Origin of the sequence: Paenibacillus glacialis (assembly GCF_001637205.1) — a bacterium.
In the GTDB taxonomy this organism is placed as follows: Bacteria; Bacillota; Bacilli; order Paenibacillales; family Paenibacillaceae; genus Paenibacillus_AQ; species Paenibacillus_AQ glacialis.
In genome coordinates this window covers 289,564-301,679 of sequence record NZ_LVJH01000017.1, presented here as the reverse complement: position 1 = coordinate 301,679, position 12,116 = coordinate 289,564, and the positions used below count along the sequence as shown (strand labels likewise).

At 35.5% G+C, this 12,116-nt stretch carries 7 protein-coding genes and 2 pseudogenes; 2 read left to right on the top strand and 7 right to left on the bottom strand.

The features are described from left to right. Positions 1 to 67: 67 nt before the first annotated feature. The 5 genes from PGLA_RS11150 to PGLA_RS11130 form a co-directional block, all read right to left on the bottom strand. Complete coding sequence (locus tag PGLA_RS11150; RefSeq protein ID WP_084410953.1) at positions 68 to 1,006, bottom strand: glycosyltransferase family 2 protein; 939 nt, start codon at positions 1,004 to 1,006, stop codon at positions 68 to 70. A gap of 136 nt (positions 1,007 to 1,142) precedes the next feature. Further along, a complete protein-coding gene (gene rfbD, locus PGLA_RS11145) occupies positions 1,143 to 2,006 on the bottom strand; it encodes a dTDP-4-dehydrorhamnose reductase (protein ID WP_068532527.1) in 864 nt (287 codons plus the stop codon). Continuing rightward, positions 2,003 to 3,025, bottom strand: a complete 1,023-nt coding sequence (gene rfbB / locus PGLA_RS11140; RefSeq protein ID WP_068532525.1) for a dTDP-glucose 4,6-dehydratase — start codon at positions 3,023 to 3,025, stop codon at positions 2,003 to 2,005. Before rfbB ends, rfbD begins: the two co-directional genes overlap by 4 nt. A 15-nt stretch (positions 3,026 to 3,040) precedes the next feature. Next, positions 3,041 to 3,589, bottom strand: a complete 549-nt coding sequence (gene rfbC, locus PGLA_RS11135) for a dTDP-4-dehydrorhamnose 3,5-epimerase (protein ID WP_068532523.1) — start codon at positions 3,587 to 3,589, stop codon at positions 3,041 to 3,043. Between the two features lie 22 nt (positions 3,590 to 3,611). Next, a complete protein-coding gene (locus tag PGLA_RS11130) occupies positions 3,612 to 4,355 on the bottom strand; it encodes a sugar phosphate nucleotidyltransferase (protein ID WP_068532521.1) in 744 nt (247 codons plus the stop codon). A 371-nt stretch (positions 4,356 to 4,726) separates the two neighbouring features. Here PGLA_RS11130 and PGLA_RS27400 point away from each other — a divergent pair. Continuing rightward, positions 4,727 to 5,773 (top strand): annotated as a pseudogene (locus PGLA_RS27400) (IS3 family transposase). Here PGLA_RS27400 and PGLA_RS11125 read toward each other — a convergent pair. After that, entirely contained in the window at positions 5,750 to 8,569 is a 2,820-nt protein-coding gene (locus PGLA_RS11125; RefSeq protein ID WP_084410949.1) for an LTA synthase family protein, read from the bottom strand. The pseudogene PGLA_RS27400 and the gene PGLA_RS11125 sit on opposite strands and share 24 nt — an antisense overlap. Positions 8,570 to 8,752: 183 nt before the next feature. Here PGLA_RS11125 and PGLA_RS11115 point away from each other — a divergent pair. After that, positions 8,753 to 9,819, top strand: a pseudogene (locus PGLA_RS11115) (IS3 family transposase). A 532-nt stretch (positions 9,820 to 10,351) separates the two neighbouring features. Here PGLA_RS11115 and PGLA_RS11110 read toward each other — a convergent pair. Further along, positions 10,352 to 12,115 carry a DUF3329 domain-containing protein gene (locus tag PGLA_RS11110; protein WP_068532519.1) on the bottom strand — a complete coding sequence of 588 codons (1,764 nt, stop codon included), beginning with the start codon at positions 12,113 to 12,115 and terminating at the stop codon, positions 10,352 to 10,354. Position 12,116: the final 1 nt, after the last annotated feature.

The window sequence follows — 12,116 nt, the reverse complement described above, 5'->3', positions numbered from 1 at the left end:
GACAAAAATAGTAATCTATCGACATTATTATAACATACGTGGGAGTAATCAGGAGAATTCTAGAGGGTTATAGCTTACCTGCTATTAACACCATTTTAAAAACAAGGTTATCTATTGTCGATTGTCTATAAAATGGCGTCATCATTATATATATAACCCGTTTAAATAGATTCTGTTGTTGTGTTTGTATAAGTTTATGAATTTCATTGCTCTCTTCATGGTTCATCTCTTGTGCGTAAACGACCATGAATTCTTTAGCTTGATTACTAAGAATATAATGATTCTGTCCCTTCAAAAATCTCTTGAAGCGCTTCTTCCATTTATTCATCCAATCATCTGTTGAGCCACCCAGAGCATTGGACTGATGCTGACGGTAAAGAATGCTTGGTTCCGAATCAAATACGACTTCACCAAAAGTCGACACGACTAAATAAATCCACCAATCGTGCATAATAATATTTTCCAAGTTGAGAGGATGCTTGTTCCTAACCATATTCAGAGCTTCTTCGTTTATAAGTACAGTACAGCCAACACATACATTTTCTATTAATGCATTATAAAGAGATAACGGTTTTTCGGGGGAATTAGGCCAAATGTTTAAGGGATTTAAGTATTGATCAACCATTTGCGTCGTTGAACAATACATTAGAGGCTGGCCTGGCCGCATCTGGTTAATAAGAGATATCCCCCTTATTAACTTATCATTATTCCACACATCATCTTGGTCACAGAATGCATAGTAATCGTATCCCCCTGAAGCTTTACCTATTAAATCGAAAAAACTTCCAACAACTCCTAGATTCTCATTCTCGGAAATACATATTCGGTCTGGATATTGTTCTATAAATATCTTTAATCTTTCCATAGTCCCATCGGTCGATCCATCATCACGGATTACAATGTGGAGTTCCACGTCTTCCTGTGAAAGCAAACTTTTCATTTGATCATCTATATATTTATCACCGTTGTATGTAGATAATAACACTTGGACTTTGAAACGTTCCAACGTTATACCTCCTTCATATATAAAGCAGTTAATGCCTTGTATTATACCATTAGTAAGACAACAATTAGATGGATTCCTACAAAACAAAATCCCTCGATCAATTCACTCATTGACCGAGAGATACTAATATTATTATTTATCTGGAGGATAATTCTAGAAGGAAAGCCTTCAATCCTTCTCTCCAAGGACGTAAATCTTCGAAACCATTCGTTCGGATGGACAGATGTTCCATTACCGAATTAGCTGGTCGATGAGCTGGACGTGGGAATTCATCTGTTGAGCAAGGTTCTGGTTGAGCAACAATCTTGATTCCCAACCGACGAGCTTCTTCAAAGATAGCCTGAGTAAACTCATACCATGTACAGGAGCCACTATTAGATGCATGGTAAACACCGTACTTTTCAGTTGGCATAATCTCTAATAAGAAGTTAGCCAGATCAACCGTATAGGTTGGAGAGCCCTTCTGGTCATGTACAACTTTTAGAGAAGGCTTGTCTTGACCGAGACCCAACATTGTTTTGACAAAATTATTCCCATAAGCACCATATACCCAAGATGTCCTAACGATAAAATACCGCGAAGATAATCTCTGTACTAATACCTCTCCTGCACGCTTGGACTTCCCATAAATGCTCTGGGGATTCGTATTATCATACTCTTGATAAGGCACTTCACTTGTGCCATCAAATACATAGTCCGTACTGATATAGATCAGTTTGCATCCATTAGTTTCAGAAGCCACCGCTATATTCCTCGTACCTACAGCATTTACTTTGTAAGTACCATCGATATCTGTCTCAGCAGCATCAACCGCTGTATAGGCCGCACAGTGAATGACCACATCTGGTTGAAACTGACCGATCACTTGTTGGCATTGTGCCAAGTCAGTAATATCCATCTCATTCCGAGCACAAGCAAGCACATCATGACCGGTATTTCGTAATACAGCAACAACATCCGTTCCTAATTGACCCTTTGCTCCTGTTACAAGTGCTTTCATAGAGAATCTCCCAGACGCTCACCATACTGTGTAATCTGGTACCCTTGGTATTCACCCGATTGAATACGAGTCCACCAATCCTTATTATTCAAGTACCATTGGATTGTCTCTTTAATGCCCGTCTCGAAATTGTGCTTCGGCTTCCAGCCCAACTCTTGTACAAGCTTCGTTGGATCTATCCCATAGCGACGATCATGACCTAAGCGATCCTCCACATATGTAATAAGAGATTCAGGTTTATTCAACTCTTGTAGAATGGTCTTTACAATATGAAGATTCGTACGTTCATTGTTACCACCGATATTATACACTTCACCCACGCGTCCTTCATGAATGACAAGATCAATCGCACTACAATGATCTTCAACATAAAGCCAGTCACGGATATTCAACCCATCACCGTATATAGGTAAGGCCTGATCGCTCATTGCACGAGATATAATCAATGGAATCAACTTCTCAGGGAACTGGTATGGTCCATAGTTGTTAGAGCAACGAGTAATATTCACTGGCAGTCCGAACGTTTCATGATACGCACGAACCAACAAATCCCCTCCGGCTTTACTAGCGGAATATGGACTATTCGGCTCTAGAGGCGTACTCTCCATGAAGAGACCCGTCTCACCAAGTGAACCATATACTTCATCCGTTGATACCTGAACATACTTCGTCACACCATATCTCTTAGAAGCATCAAGTAGAACCTGTGTACCCAACACATTGGTCTTCACAAACACCTCTGGCTCCAAAATACTCCGGTCTACATGCGACTCCGCAGCAAAGTTAACGACTATATCAATTCCTTGCTGGAAAATTTGATCAATCGCCTGTGCGTCTGTAATATCTGCTTTGACAAAAGAGTAATTAGGATGATTCTCAATAGATTTAAGGTTCTCTAAATTCCCTGCATATGTCAACGCATCAACATTCACAATCTGATAATTTGGATGCTGTTGAAGCATGTATATAACGAAATTACTACCGATAAATCCGGCACCGCCGGTAACTAACAGTTTCATAAGAAAAATTACCCCCTACTCAAAATTAAGCTCCGCATCTTGAAGTAGCGGATGACGTTGATCTTTGTCCGATAGGATCGGATTGGATGTAGGCCAATCAATAGCAAGAGCAGGGTCGTTCCATAGTATGCCACGATCATTCTCCGGCGAATAATACTCGTCCACTTTATAGAGGACCTTGGTGTTAGGAACAATAGTACAGAAGCCGTGGGCGAAGCCATTTGGCACTAAAAGCTGACGATGGTTATGTTCACTCAAAATAACTCCCACCCACTGACCAAATGTTGGTGAGTTACGACGAATATCCACTATGACGTCATAGATTGCGCCAGTAAGTACCCGAATCAGCTTGGTCTGAGCTTTGGGATTAAGCTGATAGTGAAGGCCACGTAGGACACCTGGTTCTGCAGAAAGTGATTGATTATCCTGGATGAAAATATGATTTATCCCATGTTCAAAGAGACTGGACTCCTTATAGCTCTCCATGAAAAAACCCCGACTGTCGCCATGGACAACCGGTTCAATCACACACGCACCTGATAATTCTAGAGGAGTGACTTTCATAACGTAGAATTCCCCCTTATATTTACAATTTTAATTTACCGAATGCTTCTCCAAAGTTCAAATCCTGCGACAGCTCGTTAGCTCGTGCTAATGAAGCATGCGTCCCCGCATCCGTCCACCAACCTTGAAGAATACCGAAAGTTAGTTCATTACGATTAATATATGCATTATTAACATCTGTGATTTCTAATTCGCCTCTACTTGAAGGTTTTAGCGTTTTAACGATATCAAAGACTTTATGATCGTACATATAGATTCCTGTGACCGCATAATTAGACTTCGGATCCTCCGGCTTTTCTTCAATAGAAAGAATTCGCTCTCCTTGAAGTTCAGGCACTCCGAATCGCTTGGGATCTTGAACTTCTTGGATTAGGATCTTGGCACCATTCTTCTGCTCCTCAAAGTTATGAACATAAGGAGTAATATCATCCTCGAAAACATTGTCTCCCAGAATAACGACCATTTGATCTTCCCCAACAAAATGTTCAGCAAGGTCAAGTGCTTGGGCAATACCTCCGGCCTCATCCTGTACTTTGTATGTAAAGGAGACTCCCATATCTCTTCCACTACCGAGCAAGTTAACGACGTCACCCATATGCTCTTTGCCTGTGATAATAAGGATATCTGTAAGTCCTGCTTGTTGAAGTTTGAATATGGAATGGAATATCATCGGGTATTTACCAACGGGTAGAAGATGTTTGTTAGTTACCTTGGTTAAAGGGTAAAGGCGGGAGCCTGTCCCGCCTGCAAGGATTATAGCTTTCATCGATATCCCTCCTTTTCTTCATATTCGTACGACACTAAATCGTGAATTAAACCTTATTCGAATGTAGTCAATTTTCGAGATATGTTTTATTAGAATCCTATGCAAACATAAATCACATTTCAAATTTATTAATAATATTATTGTTGAACATTTGTTATTATAGCACTTCAGTAAGAATTGTTCTTTTTAGTTGTTATTTCTTTTGATCATCATATCATCTACAACTGTTAACCTATTTACTAGTATACACTTTCTTATTGATGCTGTACTATTTGACCAATAACTCCAAATCTTCAACTATAAGCAAGCAGAGCTCATTTTGGAATGAATACACTCAGCTAGACAGAAAAAATTGCGGTCTAGTAAACTACATTACATTTGAGGAGCAAGCGACCGCGACGAAAAAAGAAAGAAGAACATTTACACCTGAATTCAAGCATCAGATGTTCAGCTACACCAGAACGGAAAACCTAAGAAAGACATTATAAAGAATATGCAGAACTTATTAAACTTCGAAAAGAGAATAAACAACTCCTTATGGAGAACGACATTCTAAAGCAAGCTGCGCTGATACTAGGACGAAAAATGTAATTCGTAATAATCAACAAATACTCGATGTCCGTCATGTGTAAAGTCCTTCAACTCCCAAGAAGTACGTATTATTATGATGCAAGTGAGCCGACTTCGGACGATGATATTTCATCTGTTTGTCGATATATTTAAAGCCAGTCGGACATCTATGGGACCTGTAAGATCAAAGTAGAATTAGAACAGCTAGAGTTAACAGTATCCCAACGAAGAATTGGGCAAATCCAAGAATGATCAGGGCCTTGTATCGTCATTTACTGTGGCTCGATGCAAGCTTCAACCAATGGGTTGTGTTGAATCCAAAAAGAAATTATCGGTTGTGGGATCGTTTTAACCTACAAATAATCAACCAAAAGTGGCATTACGTATGCATATTTATGATCTTCTTTAATCATGAAATTGTAGGTTAGTGCCGGTCCAAACAAGGATGCACGACTCGTCTACCGTGCCTTGGCATCGATTAAAACAGATCTAGACCAGATCCAACTCCTCCATACCGATCGAGGGAATGAATTTAAAAATAAGCTATTAGACGCTGTACTATACACGTTTATGATTAAACGATCATTGAGTATAAAAGACTGTCCTTACGATAACGCAGTTGCAGAAGCAATGTTTAAACTCTCAAGATGGAGTTTGTGAAGAAAAGCTATTTCGATAGTCTAGATGATTTAACATCAGAATTATATGACTATGCACATAGGTTCAACAATATTCGTATCTGCGGGACTCTTGGCTACAGGAGTCCTATTGAGTACAAGATGGAACAGCATAAAAAGTTGTCTAGTTTAGTGTTGGCAATCCATTTAATTCACAACCATTTCGGTTGATATTTCAGTTACTGTAATTTCTAAATCGCGTTTAGCTTTTAATCTAAGCTCTACACCATCAAGATCTTCGCTTACCGAAAAGGGTATGGCTGCAGTATATTCTTCTCCATCAAAATTCATATCTTGAAGTTTAATTGTTTTCTCCGTCAATATATTTGCTCCGCCATCACTAGTAACATCAAGAGTGAATATCTCGTCAGTTGGCAAATACTCAGAATTAACTCTAAATGTATAGTTTAATATATACTGCCCCCTCTTATAAGGTATATAAGGACCATAGATAAGAATGTTATTCTCCTTTGATGAAATATTCACCTCGTCTGCTAAAGATTTATTAGCTCCACCTTGAAAAGACATAAATGGAATAAGATTATGAAGCTCATTAATATCTACTCTATTATATGAAGTGAACATATTTATCTCAGAATTAATATCCGTATTTTCTTTAGAAAATTCTATATTTAAATCACTTATTTTGACTTGTTTATTTAATTCAGATACTAGATTAGGAATTATATTAATACTAAAGTTGTAACCTGCTCTAATCTCTTTATTATAGAATCTATATTTCAATTTACCTTTAGGGTTATTCTCATCCACTATTGCTTTGTTTATTTTATTATCATATTCATCCATATAAAAGGTTAAATAATCATTAGCTTCAGGAGATACAAATTCATAACTCACATTAATATCTACGTATGATTCCGCTGGTAAAGTAATGAACTGTCCGTCAGTAATATTAATTAACTTTCCGTTAGCGATGGTGTAATCTTTATCTTCAGCAATAATTATGTTTTTCTCATTACCAGAAGGTTCATTAATATAGTTTTTATATAATAATATCTCACTTATAAGATTATCATCATTTATCACTAACTTTGTATATTTACTACTGAAAAGTTCTCCATTCTCAGATTTAATAACATATAATTTACCTTTATTATCCAATTGATAGACTTCGCCCTTCTTTTTTGAGAAAAAGATGTCGCCGTTGTAATGTGATGCAAATAAAATCGGGGATTCTTCTGTATATTTTCTAAATATACTTCTCCCTATAGTACTCGGGTCCAAATCAGGGTCGACGTAATCTATAATAGAATTGACAATATCTTTATGCCCATAAACGCCATCATTAATAATCTGTCCTTCAATGTCAGGTGAATATGCTGCGAGGAACCCCCAATTTGAGCCATAAGGTTGATCATTCACACCATGTGACTCATCTGAAACAAATAAGACTAATGTATCATCAGCAAAACCTGAATTATTTATATAATCAATAAATTCAGATAATGATTCGTCTAAATAGTCCACAGCAGCCACTTTACGACTCGATGATTTCTTTTCCATTTCGTCTGTTACAGCATAAGGATGATGTGTACCTACAGTCAAAAGAGTTGCAAACCATGGCTGCCCTTTATTATCAAGATCATTTAAATAAGTTTGAGCTTGCTCAAGGAACGCCTTATCATCAGGTCCCCATCCAAAAGGGACATAGCGTATAGGGAATCCTTCCGTGCCAATGATAGTATCGAAACCGGCCGCTTTCATAAAGTCCCCTTTAGACATATACTCTAACGAGGCAGCTTGAATAAATTCAGTATTATAACCCCTGTCTTTCAGCAGTTTTGCTAAAAGAGGATTCCTCTCTGATGCAGTATTCTGCAAGTAATCATACGCCTCAGGTGTCGAAGCATCCAATTTAGGATAATCTCCACTTAACATAGAGTACATCCCTCTGATCGTTTGATTATTATGGGTAATAAAATTAGGGACTATTAAACTATGACTCGCTATTTTATTAATACTTTTTAACCGTATGTCATTATATGTATCTAAAAAATTCTGTGATGCAGGTAAATAAGCACCAGGTATTCCTTCCATAACTACTATTAAAACGTTTTTTTTATCTGTGATATGATTTTGTAGTAGGTATTCTCCCTCTTTTAACTTTTGTGTTGTATTAACCAGTTGTTCTATATCAGCAGGATAACTTGTTTTCGCGTCAGTCTTGTTCTCAGATAAGAGGTGGGCTTTAGAATTACTAATAGAAGCAGATATAAAATTTCCATCCTGCCAATCACTACTTGAATTTATAGCTGTAATAAAATAAAGAGAACCCAACACAAAGAGAGCCAATAAATCGAATACTTTTTTCTTAAAGACAGCTATTTTAATTTTATGAAATATAAAAATTGTCAATATTAAAGTTATGACTATTGAGAGTGAATACATTGGAAAATTCAAATGAGAGAATGTACCTTTCAAAAACTCTTTATCTGAAACAAGGGAAATATCTTTTAAATTAATCACATTATCTAACGCAAATATATACTCCATGTTCGATAAATGCAATGTAACAAAGGTAAGCGCAAAAACATATGGAATTATTAGATTCATTTTTACAAGTAAATATAATATGACAAGTAGTAGCACAGCCACAACGACATCCATTAATATTGGGAATATAATTTTGCTAAAACTCACATCCAAATTTTTATTTTGAAATAAAAGCAACCTCCCATATGAATACAGAAATACAAACACCACAGCGGGTAATGAATAAACAATCCTTTTCATAATTTCACTCCTATCTATTATCTCAATAAAATCCACAAGAATTTCAGCAAAGTTCGACATTAAGTTGACAGGAAAACATAAAGGTGAGTTGTTACCCTCAACCTTATTATTCCTTCTTGTGATCAGTTGTCTATCCACAGCAATTGTATCTATATTATTTTGATTCAATAATTGAAAATCTCGCCAATTATATCTGATATCCACTTCATTCACATAAAACGTTGTCCATCAGAATTCTAAGTCTAAATTTCAAAACAAATAGAACATATTGGGATCAGCTACACTCATCTGGACAGAAAAATTGTGGTCTAGTTAACTACATACATTACATTTGAGGAGCAATCGATCGTGACTAAAAAAGAGAGAAGAACATTTACACTTGAATTCAAGCATCAGATGGTTCAGTTACAACAGAACGGAAAACCTAAGAAAGACATTATTAGAGAATTGAACTGACGCCATCTTCATTAGATAAATGGATCATACAAAGCGAGAAAACGGGTTCCTTTCAAGGAAAGGACAACTTGTCTAAAGAAGATGCAGAACTTATTAAACTTCGAAAAGAAAATAAACAACTCCATATGGAGAACGACATTCTAAAGCAAGCTGCGCTGATACTAAGGCGAAAGTAAATGTGATTCGTACAACACAAATACTCGATATCAGCCATGTGTAAAGTCCTTAAACTCCCAAGAAATACGTATTATTATGAAGCAAGTGATCCGACTTCGGAAGATGATTCTTCATCTGTCATCGTCAATATATTTAAAGCCAGTCGGAACTACTATGGAACCCGTAAGATCAAGTAGAATTAGAAAAGCTAGAGTTAACAGTATCCCGAGGAAGAATCGGGCGAATCATGAATGAAAAGGGCCTTGTATCATCATTTACTGTGGCTCAATACAAGCCACAACCAACAGGTTGTAATGAATCCAAACAGGCTAATGTATTGAATCGAAAGTTTGTTCAGGAGAAGGAATTGTCGGTTGTCGTGAGCGATTTAACCTACGTAAGACTCACACAAAAGTGGCATTACGTATGTATATTTGTTGATCTCTTTAATCGTGAAATAGTAGTTTATAGTGCCGGTCCAAATAAGAATGCACGACTCGTCTACCGTGCCTAGACATCGATTAAAACCGACCTCGGATCCCAACTCTTCCACACCGACCCCGAGGGAATGAATTTAAAAATAAGCTATTAGATGATGTACTAGACACGTTTAAGATTAAACGATCATTGAGTATGCAAGGTTATCCTTACGATAATGCAGTTGCAGAAGCAACGTTTAAACTCTTCATGACAGAGTTTGTGAAGCAACGGCATTATGATAGCCTGGATGATTAACAGTAGAATTGTATGACTATGTACATTGATTCAACCACATTTGTATTCATGGGACTCTTGGCTACAAGAGTCCCATGAATACAAGATGGAGCACCATAAAAAAGTTGTCTAGTTAAGTGTTGACAATCCAGTATAGTTGGGAGACTTTCTCTCCTACAAGAATTATAGCTTTCTATGCAAAAGCCCAATAGTCATTAAGAACAAACTTACTAATAGTAATTACATTAATAACTACTATTAATGCTTATATACCAAACTCCTATTACATTGCTAATAGGGATCCTATGTAAGATTAATAACCGCTTGCATATGAATTCTCATCTTATACTTTACGAACTATAAAACACCAAGATGATATCAATAAACCTGATTCCTGATCATCAAATTAATAACAACTTATTATGGTTATTATATAGAAGAACACCCCTAAGTCATAGATTTAGAGGTAAGAATCATATCATTCATTTCTCTTTTTGTAAAAAGGCTACAGGCTCATATCTATAAAGAGAGTATCAGGTAAACTTCACTTTACTCCTCTGATATGCTACATGTCAGCAAAGCTTATACGGATAGAAACAATAAAGGTCTCCTTGGTGGCAAATACTTGTAGATAATTACTCAAATATATTTGTTTTGATATAATATATATTAGAACTCTGGTAACTTATCATTAAAGCCCTCTATTTCGAGAAACGAATCATCACTATTAACTTTTAACTTTATAAAATCTCCCACTATAATATATTCATCAATACCATCACTTGGAACAAAATCACTTATGATTTGTGTAGGATCAAGCTTATAAATTTTATTATCTTTCTTAATCGCTATAGACTGAATTAAATATTCTCCTTTCCCAAACTGTATTCTTAAATTCTGAACTGTATCTTCTGGAATTGGGAATACTATTTCCTTGACTTGCTCACTATCTTTTATATATTCTCCAAACATATGACGGTTATTAAAGCCTTTCCCTATGTCATAATACGCACTGTAAGTATTCGTTTCAAGGTTATTATCAAATTTAATTTGTAATGAAGTAGATGTCTCTATATGATCACCTTTAACACCTTTAATTGTGTTTAAGCCAAAATACTTTGTCATAATATTATTATAGTAATGATCTTTATCCTCGGTGATATCCCATCCAAACATGTGTATATTAAATTTGATATCTTGATAAAAAGGTACTTTGACATTTAAATTACCTTTTTTAACATTCTCCTTAATAATTTCAATTCTATTCTGATGTTCCTCATTAAGTTGTTTATATTGTTGAAAATTAAATATCATTGAATTGAACAATAATACTACCAACACGATTAGCGGTAAGTTATACAATCTTTTATTTAGTGAATCTAAAAACGTACTATTCATTATAAAAGAAATTGAAACTATAAATGCAATGCCAGCCGCAAATGAAGATCTAGGAGGAAATGCAGGAGAAAAGAACATAGCAATGACTGAAAGTGACCCACCTAAGATGAATACAACTGATAAGTAAACTTCTGTCTTTTTAGATTTAATAATATTATTACGCAAAAGTATCATTAATAAGAGCGCTACTACCACAACGACTAAAAACAGAAAAAGATATCTTTGCTCATAGAACAATAAGTCTAAACCATTTTTGAAGTTTTGAAACTTTTCACTTTGAGTAAATTCATTATCCACGGTACTGCTTCTATTGAAATTTCCTGGTGCAAGTAAAAGTATTCCACTTCCAAGTACTACTGAAAACAATCCACCATAATACCACTTTGGTAACGTTCTTATTTTAACTTTCAACCAAAAATAAAGAGAGAACGATCCTACAACAAACACATTAACTATTGCTTGATTTTCTTGTGACCATCCTGCTAATAATCCTAGAATAACCATAATCGCAAGTGACTTCTTGTCATCCTTTAATAAGTGCTTACCATCTAATAAATATCGATAAGGTAGTAAAAAAACTAAACTTACAACAGCTACCCATAAATAGTTAACAGCACCGGCTTCCCAAATAATAGTTTCTCCAAATGCAGGTAAACCAAACCAAACTAAAAATAAAACAAATACAAGAGATAAAAAATCTTCTTTTTTATTAAAACGAGTTATCTTAGTAAATAATGTTATTAAAAATATCAATGAAACAAACATCACTGCATTCAGAAAATTGAATACTCCTTTTCCCATTAACAACAAAAGTTGCAAATTAAAATGCACTAAATTTCTTCCAGTCCATGTGAAAAATAAGTTCCACTGAGATTTTACTATATCTATTAAATTTGATACTTTTTCATCAATTGTCCCAGAAATTATACTGTAATTATATTCATCAGCTGTATAAGGTTGAAAAATATTTATGACCAAAATAAACACAAAGAGCACTATAGAAAATAACATTATTCCTTTTTTGTAATTCACCATT

What these genes read in the sequence shown, in the direction of transcription:
- rfbD (WP_068532527.1), bottom strand. Translation starts at nt 2,006, where the DNA reads ATGAAAGCACTTGTAACAGGAGCAAAGGGTCAATTAGGAACGGATGTT.
- rfbB (WP_068532525.1), bottom strand. Translation starts at nt 3,025, where the DNA reads ATGAAACTGTTAGTTACCGGCGGTGCCGGATTTATCGGTAGTAATTTC.
- rfbC (WP_068532523.1), bottom strand. Translation starts at nt 3,589, where the DNA reads ATGAAAGTCACTCCTCTAGAATTATCAGGTGCGTGTGTGATTGAACCG.
- PGLA_RS11130 (WP_068532521.1), bottom strand. Translation starts at nt 4,355, where the DNA reads ATGAAAGCTATAATCCTTGCAGGCGGGACAGGCTCCCGCCTTTACCCT.
- PGLA_RS11110 (WP_068532519.1), bottom strand. Translation starts at nt 12,115, where the DNA reads ATGGTGAATTACAAAAAAGGAATAATGTTATTTTCTATAGTGCTCTTT.